Here is an 18,272-nt window from a genome sequence, read left to right on the forward strand (position 1 = left end):
GCGTCGCCGCGCGCGCCGGCCGGTGGGTCACTCGACGACGATCTCCACGTCGATGTTGCCGCGCGTCGCCTTGGAGTACGGGCAGTACGCGTGGGTCTTCTCCAGCAGGTCGCGGCCGGCCTCGCCCTGGAGGTGGTCCGGCAGCTCCACGCGCATCACGACCGCGAGGCCGAAGCCGTCGTCCGCGTCCTTGCCGATGCTCACCTCGGCGGTGACGGAGGCGTCCTTGACGTCGATCTTCTCCTGGCGGCCGATCGCGCCCATGGCGCTGGCGAAGCAGGCGGCGTAACCGGCGGCGAACAGCTGCTCGGGGTTGGTGCCCCGGCCGTCGCCGCCGAGGGCCTCCGGAAAGGCGAGCGGCAGGTCTATCCGGCCGTCGGAGCTGACGGCGCGGCCTTCGCGGCCGACGGCGGTGGCAACGGCGGTGTACAGGGCGTCCATGGGGGGTCCCGTCCTTCTCGGTCGTGGAGTGCGTCGCCATCATTTGTAGCAATCAATTTAATTGTGCACAACTCAATTGGGGGGCGGTAGCCTGGTGGCATGGACCACACGGACCCGCGCGGAGGCGTACGGGACGAGGAACTCCTCCGCCTCGACCACCAGATCTGCTTCTCGCTGCACGCCGCGACCCGGGCCTTCAACGGCGTCTACCGCGTCGCCCTCAAGGAGCTGGGCCTCACCTACCCCCAGTACCTGGTGATGCTGGTGCTGTGGGAACACGGCGAACTGCCCGTGAAGCGCATCGGCGAGCACCTGCGCCTCGACTCCGGCACGCTCTCCCCGCTGCTGAAGCGGCTGGAGGCCGCCGGGTACGTGGAGCGCCGCCGCAGTCCGGAGGACGAGCGGTCCGTCACCGTGCGCCCCACCGCCTCCGGTGCGGCCCTGCGCGAACGGGCGCTCGGCGTGCCGCGCCGGATGGCGGAGGCGACCGGGATGGGCCTGGACGAGATCCGCGACCTGCGCGCCCGGCTGCGGGACCTGGCCGCCGCCCTGGACGGGGCGGCGCGGGCCCTCGACGGCGACGGCGGCGCGGGCAGTGGGGGCGCGGACGGCGGCGGCACGGGCGGCGGAAGCGCGGGTGGCGGCGCCCGGTAGGGCCCCGCCCGGCGGTCCGTACCCCCGCCGCGCCTCACACGATGCCGCGCACGACCCCCAGCTCCACCAGGTCCTGCGGCCGCAGCCGCAGTTGCTCGGCCGTGTGCGGGGCCTCCTCCGGCGGGCGCTTCAGTATCGCCGCGGCCAGCTCCGGGGCGATCACCGAGAAGTAGCTGTCGCGCGTCGCCCAGGTGTTGCCGGGCGCCGCCAGCGCCAGCGCGCCGCCCGAGCCGCCCTCCCCGACCACCAGCGTCGTCACCGGGACCCGCGCCCCGGCCACCGCCGCGAACACCTCCGCGATGGCCGCGCCCGCGCCGGCCCGCTCCGCCTCCGCGTCGTTGGCCGCGCCCGGCGTGTCCACCAGGGTCAGCACCGGCAGGCCCAGCCGGTCCGCGAGCCGGATCACCCGCGCGGCCGTGCGGTACCCGGCCGGCCGGGTCGCCGTGCCGCACTGCGCCGCGTACACGACGCCGCGCCCCTCGCGCAGCCCGACCCCGCACAGCAGGCCGGGGTCCGTGCCGCCGCACCGGTCGCCGGTCAGCGGCAGCCGCTCCTCGAAGTACGCCTCCAGGTACGCCTCCGCGCGCGGTCGCGCCGCGTCGCGCGCCCGCCGCACCGCCTCCCAGCCGCTCCCCGGCAGCCCGCCGGTCCCGCCCGGCACCGACGGCGGGGGCACCGGGCCGGGCGCCGGGCGGGTCAGCGCGGTGAGCCAGCGCCCCAGGGCCGTACGGAGACCGTCGGCCGGCACTACCGCGTCGACGTGCCCCGCCGCGAGCTGCCCCTCCGCCGTGTACGCCGCCGGGTCCGCGTCCACGGGCCGCACCCGCGACCCGGCGAACCCGATCTGCGCGCCGGGCAGCGCCAGCACGACGTCCGCGCCCGCCCCGACCGTCGCCCAGCCGCCCCCGGTCACCGGGTCCCGCAGCACGGAGACGTGCGGCACGCCCGCCTCCCGCAGCAGCACCGACTCGCGGGCCACCCGCTGCAACTGCGTCAGCGCGACCATGCCCTCCTGCATCCGGCTGCCGCCCGTCGCCACCAGGGACACCAGCGGCACGCCCCCCTCCCGCGCCAGCCGGTACGCGGCGCACAGCCGGTCGCCGGTGCGTTCGCCCAGCGACCCGCCGAGGAAGCCGAACTCGAACGCCAGCACCGCGCACCGCACCCCCGACACGACGGCCTCGCCGAACACGACGGACTCGCTCTCGCCGGTCCGCGTCCCCGCCCGGGCGCGCGCCGCGTCGTACCCGTCCCACGCCAGCGGCCCGTCCGGCGCCGTGGACGGGCCGGGCGGGGGCGGGGCGTGCTCCGTGAACGCGTCGGCCACCAGCGCGATCGCCGCGCGCGCCGTCAGCCGGGCCGCCCCCTCAGCCATGCAGGGCCCGCTTCATGACCTTGCCCATGTCGTTGCGGGGCAGCGCCTCCAGGTACCGGACGGCACGCGGTCGCTTGTGCGGGGCGAGCTGCGCCGCCACGTGGTCCGCCAGCTCACCGGCCGGCGGGGGCGCGGCCGGGTCCGCCGGCACGATCCACGCCACGACCCGCTCGCCCAGGTCCGCGTCCGGCTCGCCGGTCACGGCGGCCTCCCGTACGCCCGGGTGGGCGAGGAGCACGTTCTCGATCTCCCCGGTGCCGATCTTGAAGCCGCCGCTCTTGACGAGGTCCGTGGCCCTGCGCCCCACGAGCCGCAGCGAACCGTCCGGGTCCCGCACGGCCATGTCGCCGGTCTTGAACCAGTCCCCGTCGAACGCGGCGGCCGTGGCGTCGGGTCGGTTCAGGTAGGCGGTGAACAGGTTCGGGCCGCGCACCTGCACCTCGCCGATCGTCTCCCCGTCGTACGCGGTGAGCGGCGTCCCGTCGTCCCCCACCAGCCGCAGCTCGACGCCGCGCAGGGGCGTGCCGACGGAGCCGGGCCGGTGCGGCGGCTCGGCTCCCAGGGGGTCCACCCGCACGGAGCACAGCATGAGCGTCTCCGTCATCCCGTACCGCTCGACGACCCGCCGCCCCGTCGCGGCGGTGATCCGTTCGTGGTCGGGCAGCGGCAGCGCGGCGGAACCGGAGACCAGCAGCCGGGCGCCGGCGAGCGCCCGGGCCAGCTCCTCGTCGGTGTCGAGCGCCTCCGCGAGGCGGTGGTACATGGTCGGCACGCCGAACAGCATGGTCCCGCCGTCCGCCAGCGCGCGCGCCACGCCCCCGGTGGTGAACCGCCCGAGGTGCCGGACGCTGCCGCCCCGGCGCAGCGGGCCGAGGACGCCGAGGACGAGCCCGTGGACGTGGAACAGCGGCAGGGCGTGGACCAGGACGTCGTCCGCGGTCCACGCCCAGGCGTCGGCGAGGGCGTCGAGGGACGCGGCCAGGGCGCGGCGCGGCAGGACGGCGCCCTTCGGCGGGCCGGTCGTCCCGGACGTGTAGACGACCAGGGCGGGCGCCTCGCCACCGGGTTCGGCGGGCGGCCACGCCTCCGGGGCGCCGCCTTCGCGCGCGTGGGGCGCGACGTCGACGCGCGGCAGGCCGTCGAGCGGGGCGGGGAGGTCGTCGCCGGGCGCGGCGAGCACCAGGGAGGGCGCGCTGTCGGTGACGATGTGGGTGAGTTCGCGCGTGCCGGTCCGCGGGTTGAGCGGCACGGCCGGAACGCCGGCGAGCAGCGCGGCGACCACCGCGACGGCGGTCTCGGCCGAGGGCGTCGCCCACACCGCGACCCGCCGGGCGCCGGTCAGGCGGGGCACCAGTGCCCCGGCGGCCGCGCGGAGCCCGCCGTAGGAGAGGACGCGCCCGCCGAACCGCAGGGCCGGCCGGGGGTCGTCCGGGCCGGCGGCGAGCGCCGGGAAGAGGGAGCTCACGGGTCGTCCTCCTCGCATCGCTGCACGGTTGTCCCGCCATGGTCCCAGCAGCCCGCGGCCCCACCGCGGGCGGGCCCCGCCGCGGGCCCGGCGGCGGACTCAGCGGGTGCCCGCGAGCGGGTCGAGCGTGAGCGGTTCGACCCGGCCCTCCAGCATCTCGCCCAGCCCGAGGACCGCGCAGACGTCCGGGCGGTCCGCGATCCGCACGGGCATCCCGGTCGCGTTCCGCAGCATCTGGTCGAGGCCGGGGAGCCGCGCGCTGCCGCCGACCATCGTGATCCCGCGCTCCGCGAGGTCCGCGACCAGGTCGGGCGGGCAGTCGCGCAGCACCCTGCCGATGCCGTCGAGCACGGTGGTGAGCGGCGTGTGGATCGCCTGGCGCACGGCGGCGGTCTCCACGACGACCGAGCGCGCCAGGCCCGTGGCCACGTCCCGGCCGTGGATCTCCGTGGCGGCGGGGCCCTGGGCGGTGAGGCCGTTGCCGTGCAGGGCCAGGTGGAGCGGCCGTACGGACTGGCTGGGCAGCATCAGCTGGTGCTGGTGGCGCAGGTACTGGATGACCGCGTGGTCGATGGCGTGCCCGCCGACCGGGATGCGCTCCGCGGTGACGATCGAACCCAGCGACAACACGGCCACCTGGGTCGTCGCCGCCCCGCACACCAGGATCATGGTGGCGGTCGGCTGCGCCACCGGCAGCCCGCAGCCGACCGCCGCCGCGATCAGGGTGTCGACCAGCTCGACCCGCCGGGCCCCCAGTCCCACCAGCGTCTCGACGGTCGCGCGCTGGGCGAGCGGGTCGCAGTCGTGCGGGGTGCAGGCGGCGGCGCGCAGCAGCGGCTTGCGGCGCAGCTGGCGGCGGAGCTTCTCGCCGAGGAGGCTGCGGAGCATCCGCTGCGCCATCTCGATGTCGACGACGCTGCCGCCCGACGCGGGGTGGACCACCCGGATGTAGCCGGGGGTGCGTCCGGTCATCTGCTCGGCGAACGCGCCGACCGCGATCAGCGCGCCGGTGCGGGTGTTCACGGCGGCCACGCTCGGCTCGTCCACCACGAGCCCCGCCCCCTTCACGAAGACGCGGGTCCTGGCGGCCCCGAGGTCGACGGCGACGTGGCAGCGGCGCAGCTGCTCAAGACTGACGGTCACGGCGGATCCTCCCGGGAGCGGTGTATGCCTGCATCGTCCGGCCGCCCGGCGTGCCGCGCGCGCTGGGCTGAGCCGGTCGGGCGTACGGACCTGACGGAGGGTCAGGGCGGGGGGAGGGGCCGGGGCGGCGGCCCGGGTCGGCGGGGCCGGGCCGCCGGTCCCGCGCGCCGGGCAGGTCGAGAGGCCGCGCGGGTCATGCGGACCATGCGGGCCGGACGGGTGGGGCGGGCCGTGCGGGTGGGGCGGGCGCACCGGGGGAGGGGGACGCGGTCGGGCGGGGGGCGCGGGCGCCACGGGCGCGTAGGCGAGCGTTCGCCCCGGGGGCGAGGGCGCCACCGGGGAGCGGCCGGGGACGGCGCACCGGGCGGGCCTCGACGGCGGGGGTGCGCGCCGAGCGGGTCCGGTGGGCTCCGGGCCCCGGGGCGGGGTCTCCCGCGGGGCCGTCGAAGGAGGCCGTGCGGCGCGTCCACGAGGCCACCGGGCACGGGACCGACAAGATCCACGAGGGGCCGATCGGGATCTGTGCGCGCGCACGGACGCACCCGCGCACACGGAGGCGCGCACCGGCGCACCCGTACGCATCCCTCCGTATCCGTACGCATCCGTACGCGTCCGGCGGGGCCGGGCCGTCGTACGCGCGCGGACGGGGGCTTTCGCACAAGATCCTCACACGACCTCCCAGGTGAGGTACCCGTGTGGCGCATACTCTGCGGGCGCCATGGATTACTGCCACGAGTGCCGGCGGCACCTCAACGGGGCCCTGGCCTGTGCCGGGTGCGGCCGGCCCGCCGAGGAGCTGCGACACGGCGACCCCGAAGCGTCCGCGGCGGACCGTGTCTTCGAGCTGGCCCGGGACGAGGAGGCGCCCCCCGCGGCGCCCCGCCGCGCCCAGGCGCCCGCCCGCCCTGGGGCGCGCCGCGCCGCGCGGGCGGCCCGGGCGGCGAACGGCCGCCGCGCGCGCCGGCGGCGGGGACGCGCCGCGCTGCTCGCGGCGACCGGGCTCGTCCTGGCGGCGGGCGCCCTGAGCCTGGCCGAGCTGGCGGTGGAGAACGGCGGCGGGGAACCGGCGACCTCCGTGCGGCAGGAGGACGTGGCCCTGCCGGCGCCGCTGCCCGACCCCTCGCACAGCGGGGGCGGCGCGGCGGACCCCGGGGCGGTGGAGGCGGCGCCCTCCGCGTCGAACCCCCCGGGCGGCTCTTCCGCGCCCGTCGGGGACGGCCCCGGCGACGCCTCTGGTACGCCCGGGGCCGCGGCCCCCGCTTCCGGCGGTGACGGGCCGGGACCCGGAACCGGCTCCGGCGACTCCGGCTCGGGCTCGGACGGGGACGGCAAGGGCTACAAGGGCGAGCCAGAGGACCCGGCGGGGCGGGAGGCGACCCCGTCCGCCCCGGAGTCGTCCACGGCCGCGCCCCCGACCGGCGGCGCCCCGGACGCGCGGCCCACCGCGACCGGCGGCGCACCCGACCCGGAGTCGACGCCGGCGCCGACGCCGGACCCCGAGCCGTCGGAGGAGTGCACGCGCTGGCTCTGGTGGTGCGTCTAGCCGGTCACGGCCGGCCGGTCACGGTGCCACCGGCTCGCCCAGCATGCGGCGGAGGAGGTCCCGCAGCAGGGCCCGCTCCGCCACGGAGAGGCCGGCCAGCGGCTCCCGGGCGAACTCCAGGGACTCCCGCAGCCGGCGCGCGGTCGCCCGGCCCTCGTCCGTCGGGACGGCCAGCTTGACGCGGCGGTCGGCCGGGTCCGGCCGCCGCTCGACGAGGCCGCGGGCCTCTAGGCGGTCGACGATCCCCGTCACGTTGGACGGCTCGCACCGCAGCGACACGGCTATGCGCCGCATCGGCAGCGGCTCCAGGGCGAGCAGACCCAGGACGCGCGCCTGCGCGCCGGTCAGCGAGTGCTGCGCGGCGGCGAGCTCGTACTCCTCGTGGTAGCGGGCCACGACCGTGCCGATGAGATCCACGACCTCGAGGGTGAGCGGGTCCGTGCGTGTACTGGCCATGCCCACCAGCGTACCTACTTACTTGACAACCTGAAATATCTAGGAGCATGGTTGTTTCAGGTCATGAAACATCTCTTGGAGGTACGCAGCATGTCCGCACTCCCGACGTCCGGCCGTGAATGGCACCTCGTCTCCCGCCCGAACGGCTGGCCCGCCCCGGAGGACTTCGCGCTCCGCGAGGCGCCCGTCGCCGCGCCCGGCGAGGGCCGCGTCCTCGTCCGCAACCTCTACTTCTCGGTCGACCCGTACATGCGCGGCCGGATGAACGACGTGAAGTCGTACGTCCCGCCGTTCCAGCTCGACCAGCCCATGGAGGGCGGCGCGGTCGGCGAGGTCGTGGCTTCCAACGCCGAGGGCTTCGCGGTCGGCGACCACGTGCTGCACGGCCTGGGCTGGCGGGAGTACGCCGAGGTGGAGGCCAAGCGCGCCGCCAAGGTCGACGCCTCCCTCGCGCCCCTCACGGCCTACCTGGGCGTGCTCGGCATGACGGGCCTGACCGCCTACGCGGGCCTCTTCGAGACGGCCTCCTTCAAGGAGGGCGACGCCGTGTTCGTCTCCGGCGCGGCCGGCGCCGTCGGCAGCCAGGTCGGCCAGATGGCCCGCCTGAAGGGCGCCTCCCGCGTCATCGGCTCGGCCGGCTCCGACGAGAAGGTCAAGCTGCTGGTGGAGGAGTACGGCTTCGACGCCGCCTTCAACTACAAGAACGGCCCGGTGGCCCAGCAGCTGAAGGCCGCCGCCCCCGACGGCATCGACGTCTACTTCGACAACGTCGGCGGCGAGCACCTGGAGGCCGCGATCTCCTCGCTCAACGTCCACGGCCGCGTCACCATCTGCGGCATGATCGCCCAGTACAACAGCACGGAGCCCACCCCCGCCCCGCGCAACCTGGCGCTGGTCATCGGCAAGCGGCTGCGCCTCCAGGGCATGCTGGTCGGCGACCACTCCGCCCTCCAGCCCCGCTTCGTCGAGGAGGTCTCCGGCTGGCTGCGCTCGGGCGCCCTGAAGTACAACGAGACGATCGTCGAGGGCATGGAGAACGGCGTGGACGCCTTCCTCGGCCTGCTGCGCGGTGACAACACCGGCAAGATGATCGTTTCGCTCACCCGCTAGGCTCCCTCCAGGCCGTCGCGATCGTGGGCGCGAGTCGCGGCGCATCACAGGAGGAACCTCTACATGTCCATCCAGCAGTCCGACGTCCTGTACACCGCGACCGCCACCGCCGAGAACGGGCGGGACGGCCGCGTGGCCACGGATGACGGGGCGCTCGACGTGGTCGTCAACCCGCCCAAGGCGATGGGCGGCTCCGGCGCGGGCACCAACCCGGAGCAGCTCTTCGCCGCCGGCTACAGCGCCTGCTTCCAGGGCGCGCTCGGCGTGGTCGCCCGGCAGGAGAACGTCGACGTGTCCGGTTCGACGGTCACGGCGGAGGTCGGCATAGGGAAGAACGACGACGGCTTCGGGATCATCGTGAAGATCTCCGCGACGATCCCGAACGTCGACGCCGCCACGGCCCGGGACCTGGTCGAGAAGGCCCACCAGGTCTGCCCGTACTCCAAGGCCACCCGCGGCAACATCACGGTCGAACTGGCCGTCTGACGCCCGTGAGGCACCGGCCCGGCCCCCGCGAAGGGGCCGGGCGAAGGCACCCGCCCGCAGGGCGGGAGGGGCCGCGTCCCGCACCGGGACGCGGCCCCTCGCCGTACGGCCGCCGGGCGCCGCGCCGCCGGTCCGCCGCGTCGCTGGGCCGGGCCGCGCCACCGGCCGCCGGGTGCCGCGCCGCCGGTGGAGGTGTCAGCGGGTGGCCGCCCGGTGGACCGCCGCCACCAGGCGGTCGTTCTCCGGCGCCGCCCCGCCCGGGAAGGCGTACCGCCGCCGCGCGTACCCGTACGCCAGACCCGCCCGGGGATCGGCGAAGGCCTGCGAGCCGCCCGCCCCGCTGTGCCCGAACGACCCGGCGCCCAGCCACGGATAGGGCTGCGTCGGGTCCTGGAAGCCCAGCACGAACGACTTGTGCGCGCGGGCCACCACGTCGAAGCCGTGCGAGTGGATCTGCCCGACCTCCGCGAGCATGTCCTCCTTCAGCAGCGGCGGCTGCCCGTCCAGCGCGCCGATCGCCGCCGCGTACAGCCCCGCCAGCCCGCGCGCCGACGCCACGCCGCCCACCGACGCCGGCCCCTTGGCGCGGACCAGCCGGGAGTTCGGCAGCGACTCCAGGTCCGTCGGCTCCTCGCCGTGCCGGTTGCAGGCGATCACCGCCAGCGTGTGCGGCCCGTCCGGCGCGGCCTCCAGCACCGCCCTCTGCTCCGGTGTCGGGTCCATCGGCAGCAGGGACCGGAACCGCGGCTCGTGCTCCTCCGGCAGCCCCAGGAAGAAGTCCAGCCCGTACGGCTCGCGGATCCGCGACGCGTACACCTCGTGCAGCGTCAGCCCCGTCGCCCGGAACACCACCTCACCGGTCAACGCCCCGATGTTCAGCGTGTGGTACCCGAACGCGGCGCCCGGCCGCCAGTACGGCCGCTGGCCCGCGACCCGCTCCGCGATCACCCGGTCGTCCGCCAGCTCCGCGAGCGTCAGCCCCGCCTCGGCGCCCACGACACCGGCCTGGTGCGCCATCAACTGCCGCAGCGTGACCTCACCCTTGCCGCCCGCCGCGAACTCCGGCCAGTAGTGCGCCACCGCCCGGTCCAGGTCGAGCACGCCCTCCTGGACGAGCAGCGCCACCACCAGGTGCGCGGCGCCCTTGGTGGAGGAGAACACCCCGAAGAGCGTGTCGCCGTCCGTGTCCGGCCCCGCCCACAGGTCGACGACCTTCCGCCCCCGCACGTAGGCGGCCAACTGCCCCGCGTAGTCCGGTCGTTCCTCCGCGACCACGGCCGCGAAGGCGTCCCGCACCTCCTCGTACCCCTCGGCTACGACACCCCGCACGGCGTTCGACATGTCAGACACTCGTGTTCCCTCCCGAAACGATGCTGGCCAGAGACTAACCACCTCGCCCGATAGGGTGACCCCATGGGTGATCTCGGAAAGGGTTTCGGCTTCCTCCTACAGGGACAGCGGTGGGTCGGCCGGCACGGCCGCTGGTTCGGGATCGGGCTGCTGCCCGGCCTCGTGACGCTCGTCCTGTACGCCGGCGCGCTGATCGGCCTCGCCTACGGCGCCGACGACCTGACCGCGTGGGCGACCCCGTTCGCCGACGACTGGTCGTCGCCCTGGCAGGGCCTGTTCCGGGGCTTCCTCACCGCCCTGGTCTTCGCCCTCGGACTGTTCCTCGCGGTGATCACCTTCACGGCGGTGACCCTGCTGGTCGGACAGCCCTTCTACGAGTCGCTCTCCGAGGAGGTCGACCGCTCCGAGGGCGGTCGCGTCCCGGAGTCCGGGCTGCCGTTCTGGCGCGAGCTGTGGATCTCCGCCCGCGACAGCGTGCGCATCGTCCTGCGCGTCGCCCTCTACGGCGTTCTGCTGTTCGCCCTCGGGTTCATCCCGGTGGTCGGCCAGACCGTCGTCCCCGTCCTCGGCTTCTGCGTCTCCGGCTACTTCCTCACCGAGGAGCTGACCGCCGTCGCGCTCCAGCGCCGCCGCCTCGACCTGAAGGAGCGGCTGCGGCTGCTGCGCGGCCGCCGCATGATGGCCCTCGGCTTCGGCGTGCCGCTGACCCTGGCGTACCTGGTGCCGTTCGTCGCCGTCTTCCTCATGCCGGGGGCCGTCGCGGGCGCCACCCTGATGGCCCGCGAACTGACCCCGGAGCCCGAGGACGAGCCGAGCCCCGGACCCGCCCCCGCCCCGTACGGGCTCCACAAGGACCGGCCCGGGCCCCACTAGCCGACGTCGGCGCGCACCAGCCCCGGCGCGACCGGGTCCGCCTCGGCCAGCAGCCCGCCGTCCGGGCCCCACACCGCGCTGCGCCCGCAGCCGGTCCAGGGCCCGGCGGCACCCACGTGGTTCGCGAGGACCACGTACAGCCCGTTCCGCCGGGCGACGTCCGGGTACACCGTCGCCCGCTCGTGCACGCCGTCGCCCGTCCCGTACAGCGTGCTCGCCAGGTACACCCGGCAGCCGTCCGCCGCCGCCCGCTCGCCCGGTCCGGCGAAGTGGCTGTCGAAGCAGGTGGCCAGCGCGAAGCGGCGGCCGTCGAGGGCGAACCGCCCGTCGCCGGTGCCCGCCGCGAACACCTCCCGCTCCGCCTCGTACAGGTGCTGCTTGTCGTAGCGCGTGAGCGTCGCCCCGTCCGGGCCGATCACGTACGAGGTGAGGTACGGCCGCCGCCCGCCCGGCTCCCGGCCCGGCGCCGGCCCGTTGACGACGGCCGCCGCGCCGGCCGCGCGGCACGCCTCCCGCACCGGGTCGAGGCGCGGGTCGTCGGCGGTCACCCACAGGCCCGGGTCGGCGGCGATGAGCTCCGGTTCGTAGCCCGTGAGGGCCAGCTCCGCGAAGACGACCACCCGCGCCCCGCCCGCCGCGCGGACCATCCCCGCCATCGTCCGGACATTGGCGCCCACGTCCCCGGGGACGGCGCCGAACTGACCCGCTGCAACGATCATGCGGTGATTCTCCCCGGCCGCGGTCGTACGTTCCCCGGCGGGTACGGCCGGGTGCCCGCGGGCGGGTACGGCCGGGCGACCGGGGCGACCGCCGTCACCGCCCCCGGCGCGCCTCCCCGGCCGCGACCGCGACGATCGCGCGGACCTGCGCCGTGATCGCCGCCCGGTTCCGCAGCAGCTCCGGGTCCTCGACCGCGTCCGCGTTGCCCGCCCCGAACCGCAGCACCGGCGTGTGCACGTGACCGCCCGGCAGCCCTGCCAGGCCCAGCCGGTCACGCAGCAGCGTGGCCCGGTACGCGATCTCGTTCGACAGGTAGTCGCCGCCCCCGCCCGCGCGGGCCGCCGAGCCCGGTGTCGGCCCGTCCGCCCGGACCACCGGCTCGCTCCCGCCCGCCGGAACCTCGGTCACCTGCGTGTTGTCGTAGACCGGGAACGGTCCCGTGCCGGCTGCCGTGATCGCCGCGTACGGCAGGCTCGTCACCGTCCACTGCGGCCGCGCCGCCGGGTCGCCGACCGGGACGGGGCCGGTCGCGGAGACGTTCTCGTTGTCCGGGAAGCCGCCCCGCCAGGCACCGTTGAACCGCTCCACGTCGAAACGGCCCACCCGTCCCTGACTCACCGTCGCGAACAGGTCCACGCGCGGCAGGTGCGGCCGCAGCGCCCGCTCCACCACCCCGTCCGCGAAGTCCCGCCACCGCACCGGGAAGACCGCCGCCTCCACCCGCGCCCACCCGCCGTCCGGCGTGCGCACCAGCGTCCCGTCCAGGGCGAGGGCCGCCGCCCCCGACGGGTTGCCGATCCGGATGTCCCGGTCCAGCGTGAACGGGTCGAACCCGGTCATCAGCACGCGCCTCACGCCCCGCCCGCGCGGGAAGCGGATGGCGTCCTGGCCGCGCGAGGCCGACTCCAGCCGGTCCAGCAGCCGCGCCCGCGCCTCCTGCGGAAGCCCGAACGGGGGGTCCCACGCGCGCAGTTCGCGCGTCATGCCGAGCCGCGCCCAGTACAGCGGCCGGTCGTCGTCCCGCGCCAGGTCGCCGCCCGCGGGCCCCCGGCCCTGCGCCCGGTCCACGGCCCGCCGCCACAGCGCCGCGCCGTGCCGTACGACGACCCGCTCGGCCCGCGCGTACGACCCCGCGCCACGCAGCGCGGCGGCGAACCGCGGAGCCTCGCCGTCGAACCCGGAGCGCCGCAGGATCTCCCGCGGCACGTCCCGGTCGAGACGGGCCTCCTCGACGGCAGGCCCCTCCACGGCGGCCGTCCGGGCGGGGGGACCCTCCACGGCGGCCGTCCCGGTGGGGGGACCCTCCACGGGGGCCGTCCCGGCGGGGGCACCTGCCGCGGTGGCCGTTCCGGCGGCGGAGGCGGAGGCTGGGGCGGTGCCGAGGGAGAGGGCGGTGAGGAGGGCCGCGAGGGCCGGACCGAGGGCGGTGGCGCGCATCCGTGACACGGGAGTCCTTCCGTCGGGTGCCGGCAGTATCCCGGCCCTCCCGCGACTCCCGCCACCACGCGTCTACTTCGCCTCCTCCACCCCCAGCAACCCCAGGAAGTCCCGGAACGCCGCCGCCATGTCCACCGCCCCGGGGTCCAGCAGCCACTGGTACTGCAACCCGTCCAGCACCGCCGTCAGCAGCGGCGCGGCCCGCTCCGGGGTGAGCCCGCCGGGCAGCCGCTCACCGAACTCGGCCCGCAGCAGCCCCGCCATGTCCGCCCGTACGCGCGCGTAGCGGCGGGTGAAGAAGTCCCGCGCCGGGTGGCCGTCCGTGACGCTCTCCCCGAGCAGCGCCGAGAACGTCTGCACGACACCGGGCCGCATCGCGTTGTAGTCGACGAGCGTCGCCAGCAGGTCCAACCGCCAGTCCGCCCGCCCGGCCGCGCCGCCGCCCGTGTCCCACCGGTCGCGCTCCTCCAGCACCGCCACGAGCAGGGCGGCCTTACTGGGGAAGTGGTGCAGCAGCCCCTGCTGGGTGAGGCCCGCCCGCTCGGCGACCGCCGCGAGCGACGCGCCCCGGTAGCCGCGCGCGGCGATCACCTCGAACGCCGCGCGCAGGATGTCCGCGCGCCGCTCCGCGCTCCTGGGTCTGGCAGCCGTCATGTGCCCCTGCTTTCCCGGCTCGTTCCTCCCCCGGTCCGGTCCCGCCCGACCGGACCCCGTGCCCCCGGCGTCCACGCGCCCCTCCGGCCCCGTCCGGGTGTCCGGGCATCCGAGTGCCTGGGTGCCTGAGGGTCCGCATGTCCGCGACAGGACCGTACGGCATCCGGCCGTCCGGGAAATTACGAAGAGGTAACAACGCCTACCGTCCGTCAGGCACCGGTTCACCATGGACGCCACCCGGCGACAGGAGGGACGACCATGACGGCCGACGAAGCGGTGGAGGCGGCGCTCGGCGCCCTCGACCTGGACACCAAGGCCCGGCTCCTGGCCGGGCAGGACATGTGGACCCTCCCGGCCGTCCCCGCGATCGGCCTCGCGTCCCTCGTCATGTCCGACGGCCCCGTCGGCGTCCGGGGCGTCCGCTGGACCGCCGACGACCCGTCCGTCACCCTGCCCTCCCCGACCGCGCTCGCCGCCTGCTGGGACCCGGACCTCGCCCGCCGCGCCGGCCGCCTCCTCGCCCAGGAGGCCCGCCGCAAGGGCGTCCACGTCCTGCTCGCCCCCACCGTGAACCTCCACCGCTCACCGCTGGGCGGCCGCCACTTCGAGGCGTACAGCGAGGACCCGTACCTCACGGGCGAGATCGGCACCGGCTACGTGCGCGGCGTCCAGGAGGGCGGCGTCGCCGCCACCGTCAAGCACTTCGTCGCCAACGACGCCGAGACCGACCGCTTCACCGTCGACAACGCCGTTCCGCCCCGCGCCCTGCGCGAGCTGTACCTCGCCCCGTTCGAGACGATCGTCATCCGCGCCCGCCCCTGGGCCGTCATGGCCGCGTACAACCAGGTCAACGGTGTCACGATGACCGAACACCGATACCTCCAGAGCGAGGTGCTGCGCGAGGAGTGGGGCTTCGACGGGGTCACCGTCTCCGACTGGTTCGCCGCCCGCTCCACCGCCGGGGCGCTCCTCGGCGGCCTCGACGTCGCCATGCCGGGCCCGCGGACCGTGTACGGCGAGGCCCTCGCCGCCGCCGTACGGGCCGGGGAGCTCGACGAGGCGCTGGTCGACCGCGCCGTACGCCGCGTGCTGTGCCTCGCCGCCCGCGTCGGCGCCCTGGCCGGCGCCGCACCGGCCGTCCCGGAGCCGCCGGAGCCCGTCGACGGGGAGGCACTGGCCCGGGAGGTCGCCCACCGCTCCTTCGTCCTCGTCCGCAACGCGGACGGCGTCCTGCCCCTCGACCCCGCCCGCACCCGCCGCGTCGCCCTCGTCGGCTCCGCCGCCCGAGACGCCCGCGTCCTCGGCGGCGGCTCCGCCCAGGTCTTCCCCGCCCGCACCGTCTCCCCGCTGGACGGCCTCACCGCCGCCCTGCCCGAGGGCACCGCCCTCACCTACGCCCCCGGCGCCGACCTCTCCGACGAACCGGAACCCGCGGGCCCCGGCTTCACCCTGCGCGCCGTCTGCCGCGACGCCTCCGGCGCCGTGCTCGCCGAGACCCCGCTGCCCTCCGGCCAGATCCAGTGGGTCGGCGCCGACCTGCCCGCCGGGGTCACCCACGAGGCGCTGCACAGCGTCGAGGTCACCGGCACGTTCACCCCCCGCGAGAGCGGCGGCCACGGCTTCGGCACGCGCGGGCTCGGCGCGTTCACGCTCACCGTCGCCGGGCGCGTGCTGTACGACGGGGTGCGGGAGGCGGCCACGGAGGGCGACCCGTTCGAGGTGTTCGCGGGCGCCCCCGTCGAACACGGCACGGCGCACCTCACCGAGGGCGTGCCCGTCGAGGTGTCCCTCCGCCACACCGTCGACCACGGCCGTCCCGCGCCGCTGCCCGCCGTCGTCTTCTCGCTGCTGCACCGCCCGCCCCGCCGCGACCCCGACGAGCTGATCGCCGAGGCCGCCCGCGCCGCCCGCGCCGCCGACACCGCGATCGTCGTCGTCGCCACCACCGAACGCGTCGAGTCCGAGGGCTTCGACCGCGCCGACCTGCGGCTTCCGGGCCGTCAGGACGACCTCGTACGCGCCGTCGCCGCCGCCAACCCCCGCACGGTCGTCGTCGTCAACGCCGGAGCGCCCGTCGAGATGCCCTGGCGCGACGAGGTGGCCGCCGTGCTCCTCACCTGGTTCCCCGGCCAGGAGGGCGGCGCCGCCCTCGCCGACGTCCTCCTCGGCGCCGAGGAGCCCGGCGGGCGCCTGCCCACCACCTGGCCGGCCGCCCTCGCCGACGCGCCGGTCACCGACGTCACCCCCGTCGACGGAGAACTGCGCTACGACGAGGGCCTGTTCATCGGCTACCGCGCCTGGGACCGGGCCGCGGGCCCCGCGCCCGCGTACCCCTTCGGCCACGGCCTCGGCTACACCACCTGGGAGTACGAGTCCCTGGACGTCACCCCCACCACGGCCCGGGTCCGGGTCCGCAACACGGGGGCCCGCCCCGGCCGCGAGGTCGTCCAGCTGTACGCCGCCCCCCGCGCCGACCTGGTCGAACGCCCCGCCCGCTGGCTGGTCGGCTTCGCGCAGGTGCAGGCCGGTCCCGGCGCGGTCACGGAGGCGGAGATCCGGCTGGCGCCCCGCCTCTTCGACATCTGGGACGAGGACGCCGGCGCCTGGACCACCGTCCCCGGCCCGTACGAGATCCGCGCCGGCCGTTCCCTCACCGACATCCGACTCGCCGTCACCCTGGAGCTCGACTGACACCCCGTCGGACGAGCCGGTCAGCGCAGGCCGAAGCCGTACCGCGTCTCCGACGCGAACACCTCGCCCGGCCGGAGCACCGTGCTCGGGAACTCCGGCCGGTTCGGGGAGTCCGGGAAGTGCTGCGTCTCCAGCGCGACCCCGTCCAGGTGGTCCGGCGCGTACACCTGGAGCCCCGGCTCCGTCGTCCACACCGTCACCACGCGGCCCGTCGCCGGCGCGTAGAGCTCGGCGACCGGCTCCGTGCCGCCGGGCGCGTCCAGGACGAAGTTGTGGTCGATGCCCGTGCCCGCCGGCCGCGGGGTGCGGAAGTCCAGCCGCGTGCCGGCCACCGGGGCCAGCTCGCCGGTCGGCACGCCCGTCCCGTCCAGCGGGGTGAACCGGTCGGCGGCGATCCGCAGTTCGGGCGCGCCGCCGAGGTTCCAGTACGTGTGGTTGGTGAGGTTCACCACCGTCGGGGCGTCCGTCACCGCCTCGTACGCGATTCGCAGCGCCCCCTGTCCGTCGAGGGTGTACGTCGCGGAGACCTCCAGCCGGCCCGGGAACCCCTCCTCGCCGTCCGGGCTCACCCGCGACAGCCGTACGCCGCCGTCCACCTCCCGCGCCCGCCACACGCGCTTGTCGAAGCCCCGCTCGCCGCCGTGCAGGCTGTTCGGCCCGCCGTTGCGCGCCAGCCGGTGGGTCCGGCCGTCCAGCGGGAACACCCCGTCCCTGATCCGGTTCGCGTACCGCCCGACGAGCGCGCCGAAGTAGGGCTCCGGCCGCTCCTCGTACCCGGCCACGCGGTCGAAGCCCAGCACGATGTCGGCGACCGCCCCGTCCCGGTCCGGACGCTCCACGGACTGCACGATCCCGCCGTACGTCAGGATCCGCGCACGGGTCCCGGCCCGCTCCAGCGTCCAGCGGTGCACCACCGTGCCGTCGGAGAGCCGGCCCCACTCCTCAACTCCTGTGATCATGCCCCGGAGCCTACGCGGGGGGCCGCGCGGCGGTGACGGTGCGGTAGGCGATCTCCGCCAGCCGCCCCTGCCCGTCCCGGCTCGGGTGGAACGCGTCCCAGGGGCTCAGCTGCGTCCCGTCGAAGGCGTACGCGAAGACGGCGCCCCCGTCGTGCCGGCACCGCTCGTCGCGGGCGCACACCTCCCGCAGCACCTCGTTGTACGCGACGACCCGCTCCCTGACCCGCTCGCGGCGCTCCTGCGCCGCCGGGCCCAGGTCGTGGGCGTCGGCCAGCATCGACGCGCAGACCCCCAGCCGCCACACCCGCTGGCCGACCGGGTGGTCCCGGCCCGTCGACCACAGCCGTTGCAGGTCCGGGACGCTCGCCACGTACACCTGCGCCCGGGGCGCCGCGCGCCGCAGCCGGGCCATCGCCGCCTCGAACGACGCCCGGAAGTCCGCGACCGGCGTCATCAGGTCGGCGGAGGGCCGGCAGGCGTCGTTCGCCCCGACCATCACCGTCACCAGGCCCGGGTCCTTCCGCGCCGCCAGCGCCATCTGCTCGGGCAGCTCGGCGACGCGCGCGCCCGACCGGGCCAGGTTCCAACTGCGGGACGCGAGCGCGGGCGCGCCGAGCAGCCGAAGCGCCAGGCTGTTCACCCGGGTGTCCGAACCGGTGGCCCACGACGCCTCCGGACAGTCCGTCAGCAGCCCGCAGGCATCGAAGCCGCGCGTGATGGAGTCGCCGACCGCGGCGACGGAGGCCGGCCGCGGGTTCCACGGGGGCGTGGGGGAGGGGCTGGGTCGCACCGGGGCGGGACGCCGCACCGTGTCGGCGGCGTTGCGGCTTTCGGGGGAAGCGACACACCCGGACAGGGTCGCGCCGCAGATCAGCGCCGCCACCGCGGCGAGAGCGGCACCGCGGCGGACGCGTC

General features: G+C 76.3%; 17 protein-coding genes. 6 read left to right on the forward strand and 11 right to left on the reverse strand.

The annotated features are described in order from the left end of the window. Window positions 1–27: 27 nt before the first annotated feature. A complete protein-coding gene (locus tag AC07D6_RS01785; RefSeq protein ID WP_479041142.1) occupies window positions 28–441 on the reverse strand; it encodes an organic hydroperoxide resistance protein in 414 nt (137 codons plus the stop codon). Between the two features lie 99 nt (window positions 442–540). On the opposite strand from AC07D6_RS01785, the gene AC07D6_RS01790 reads away from it, so the two are divergent. Beyond that, entirely contained in the window at window positions 541–1,095 is a 555-nt protein-coding gene (locus tag AC07D6_RS01790) for a MarR family winged helix-turn-helix transcriptional regulator (protein WP_479041143.1), read from the forward strand. Window positions 1,096–1,129: 34 nt separating this feature from the next. Here AC07D6_RS01790 and AC07D6_RS01795 read toward each other — a convergent pair whose 3' ends face one another. The 3 genes from AC07D6_RS01795 to AC07D6_RS01805 form a co-directional block, all read right to left on the reverse strand. Beyond that, window positions 1,130–2,470 (reverse strand): carboxyl transferase domain-containing protein, encoded by a 1,341-nt coding sequence (locus AC07D6_RS01795; RefSeq protein ID WP_479041145.1) that lies wholly within the window; start codon window positions 2,468–2,470, stop codon window positions 1,130–1,132. After that, the gene (locus AC07D6_RS01800) at window positions 2,463–3,935 is read right to left on the reverse strand and encodes an acyl-CoA synthetase (protein WP_479041147.1); all 1,473 of its coding nucleotides are present in this window, start codon (window positions 3,933–3,935) and stop codon (window positions 2,463–2,465) included. Before AC07D6_RS01800 ends, AC07D6_RS01795 begins: the two co-directional genes overlap by 8 nt. Before the next feature lie 99 nt (window positions 3,936–4,034). Continuing rightward, the gene (locus AC07D6_RS01805) at window positions 4,035–5,078 is read right to left on the reverse strand and encodes a rod shape-determining protein (RefSeq protein ID WP_315879960.1); all 1,044 of its coding nucleotides are present in this window, start codon (window positions 5,076–5,078) and stop codon (window positions 4,035–4,037) included. A gap of 718 nt (window positions 5,079–5,796) precedes the next feature. Between AC07D6_RS01805 and AC07D6_RS01810 the strand changes: the two genes are divergently transcribed. Then, window positions 5,797–6,621, forward strand: a complete 825-nt coding sequence (locus AC07D6_RS01810) for an SCO2400 family protein (RefSeq protein ID WP_479041149.1) — start codon at window positions 5,797–5,799, stop codon at window positions 6,619–6,621. An 18-nt stretch (window positions 6,622–6,639) separates the two neighbouring features. On the opposite strand, the gene AC07D6_RS01815 is transcribed toward AC07D6_RS01810, so the two are convergent. Further along, window positions 6,640–7,077, reverse strand: coding sequence for a MarR family winged helix-turn-helix transcriptional regulator (locus AC07D6_RS01815; protein ID WP_479041151.1), 438 nt, complete (start codon window positions 7,075–7,077; stop codon window positions 6,640–6,642). Between the two features lie 90 nt (window positions 7,078–7,167). Here AC07D6_RS01815 and AC07D6_RS01820 point away from each other — a divergent pair, with 90 nt between their 5' ends. Both AC07D6_RS01820 and AC07D6_RS01825 read left to right on the forward strand, forming a co-directional pair. Continuing rightward, window positions 7,168–8,187 carry an NADP-dependent oxidoreductase gene (locus AC07D6_RS01820; protein ID WP_315879957.1) on the forward strand — a complete coding sequence of 340 codons (1,020 nt, stop codon included), beginning with the start codon at window positions 7,168–7,170 and terminating at the stop codon, window positions 8,185–8,187. A gap of 63 nt (window positions 8,188–8,250) precedes the next feature. Then, window positions 8,251–8,673, forward strand: a complete 423-nt coding sequence (locus tag AC07D6_RS01825) for an organic hydroperoxide resistance protein (protein ID WP_315879956.1) — start codon at window positions 8,251–8,253, stop codon at window positions 8,671–8,673. Between the two features lie 195 nt (window positions 8,674–8,868). Here AC07D6_RS01825 and AC07D6_RS01830 read toward each other — a convergent pair whose 3' ends face one another. Continuing rightward, a complete protein-coding gene (locus tag AC07D6_RS01830) occupies window positions 8,869–10,014 on the reverse strand; it encodes a serine hydrolase domain-containing protein (RefSeq protein ID WP_479041554.1) in 1,146 nt (381 codons plus the stop codon). A gap of 72 nt (window positions 10,015–10,086) precedes the next feature. Between AC07D6_RS01830 and AC07D6_RS01835 the strand changes: the two genes are divergently transcribed. Further along, window positions 10,087–10,896, forward strand: a complete 810-nt coding sequence (locus tag AC07D6_RS01835) for an EI24 domain-containing protein (RefSeq protein ID WP_479041154.1) — start codon at window positions 10,087–10,089, stop codon at window positions 10,894–10,896. Here the strand turns inward: AC07D6_RS01835 and AC07D6_RS01840 are convergent. The 3 genes from AC07D6_RS01840 to AC07D6_RS01850 form a co-directional block, all read right to left on the reverse strand. Beyond that, window positions 10,893–11,615, reverse strand: coding sequence for a carbon-nitrogen hydrolase family protein (locus AC07D6_RS01840; protein ID WP_315879954.1), 723 nt, complete (start codon window positions 11,613–11,615; stop codon window positions 10,893–10,895). The genes AC07D6_RS01835 and AC07D6_RS01840 overlap by 4 nt on opposite strands. Before the next feature lie 94 nt (window positions 11,616–11,709). Further along, on the reverse strand, window positions 11,710–13,053 hold the full coding sequence (locus AC07D6_RS01845; protein ID WP_479041157.1) for a pyroglutamyl peptidase: 1,344 nt from the start codon (window positions 13,051–13,053) through the stop codon (window positions 11,710–11,712). Window positions 13,054–13,125: 72 nt separating this feature from the next. After that, window positions 13,126–13,707: a TetR/AcrR family transcriptional regulator gene (locus AC07D6_RS01850; protein WP_315879952.1), complete on the reverse strand. Its 582-nt coding sequence runs from the start codon at window positions 13,705–13,707 to the stop codon at window positions 13,126–13,128. Window positions 13,708–13,965: 258 nt separating this feature from the next. Between AC07D6_RS01850 and AC07D6_RS01855 the strand changes: the two genes are divergently transcribed. Further along, window positions 13,966–16,398: a beta-glucosidase gene (locus AC07D6_RS01855; protein ID WP_479041159.1), complete on the forward strand. Its 2,433-nt coding sequence runs from the start codon at window positions 13,966–13,968 to the stop codon at window positions 16,396–16,398. Between the two features lie 20 nt (window positions 16,399–16,418). Here AC07D6_RS01855 and AC07D6_RS01860 read toward each other — a convergent pair whose 3' ends face one another. After that, window positions 16,419–17,357 carry an aldose epimerase family protein gene (locus tag AC07D6_RS01860; RefSeq protein WP_315879950.1) on the reverse strand — a complete coding sequence of 313 codons (939 nt, stop codon included), beginning with the start codon at window positions 17,355–17,357 and terminating at the stop codon, window positions 16,419–16,421. 10 nt (window positions 17,358–17,367) lie between these two features. After that, window positions 17,368–18,240 carry a GDSL-type esterase/lipase family protein gene (locus tag AC07D6_RS01865; RefSeq protein ID WP_479041556.1) on the reverse strand — a complete coding sequence of 291 codons (873 nt, stop codon included), beginning with the start codon at window positions 18,238–18,240 and terminating at the stop codon, window positions 17,368–17,370. Between the last annotated feature and the right edge of the window lie 32 nt (window positions 18,241–18,272).

Source organism: Streptomyces sp. NPDC045287, from assembly GCF_056432325.1.

What these genes read in the sequence shown, in the direction of transcription:
- AC07D6_RS01860 (WP_315879950.1), bottom strand. Translation starts at nt 17,357, where the DNA reads ATGATCACAGGAGTTGAGGAGTGGGGCCGGCTCTCCGACGGCACGGTG.
- AC07D6_RS01785 (WP_479041142.1), bottom strand. Translation starts at nt 441, where the DNA reads ATGGACGCCCTGTACACCGCCGTTGCCACCGCCGTCGGCCGCGAAGGC.
- AC07D6_RS01830 (WP_479041554.1), bottom strand. Translation starts at nt 10,014, where the DNA reads ATGTCGAACGCCGTGCGGGGTGTCGTAGCCGAGGGGTACGAGGAGGTG.
- AC07D6_RS01820 (WP_315879957.1), top strand. Translation starts at nt 7,168, where the DNA reads ATGTCCGCACTCCCGACGTCCGGCCGTGAATGGCACCTCGTCTCCCGC.
- AC07D6_RS01825 (WP_315879956.1), top strand. Translation starts at nt 8,251, where the DNA reads ATGTCCATCCAGCAGTCCGACGTCCTGTACACCGCGACCGCCACCGCC.
- AC07D6_RS01810 (WP_479041149.1), top strand. Translation starts at nt 5,797, where the DNA reads ATGGATTACTGCCACGAGTGCCGGCGGCACCTCAACGGGGCCCTGGCC.
- AC07D6_RS01845 (WP_479041157.1), bottom strand. Translation starts at nt 13,053, where the DNA reads ATGCGCGCCACCGCCCTCGGTCCGGCCCTCGCGGCCCTCCTCACCGCC.
- AC07D6_RS01850 (WP_315879952.1), bottom strand. Translation starts at nt 13,707, where the DNA reads ATGACGGCTGCCAGACCCAGGAGCGCGGAGCGGCGCGCGGACATCCTG.
- AC07D6_RS01815 (WP_479041151.1), bottom strand. Translation starts at nt 7,077, where the DNA reads ATGGCCAGTACACGCACGGACCCGCTCACCCTCGAGGTCGTGGATCTC.
- AC07D6_RS01795 (WP_479041145.1), bottom strand. Translation starts at nt 2,470, where the DNA reads ATGGCTGAGGGGGCGGCCCGGCTGACGGCGCGCGCGGCGATCGCGCTG.
- AC07D6_RS01840 (WP_315879954.1), bottom strand. Translation starts at nt 11,615, where the DNA reads ATGATCGTTGCAGCGGGTCAGTTCGGCGCCGTCCCCGGGGACGTGGGC.
- AC07D6_RS01790 (WP_479041143.1), top strand. Translation starts at nt 541, where the DNA reads ATGGACCACACGGACCCGCGCGGAGGCGTACGGGACGAGGAACTCCTC.
- AC07D6_RS01855 (WP_479041159.1), top strand. Translation starts at nt 13,966, where the DNA reads ATGACGGCCGACGAAGCGGTGGAGGCGGCGCTCGGCGCCCTCGACCTG.
- AC07D6_RS01835 (WP_479041154.1), top strand. Translation starts at nt 10,087, where the DNA reads ATGGGTGATCTCGGAAAGGGTTTCGGCTTCCTCCTACAGGGACAGCGG.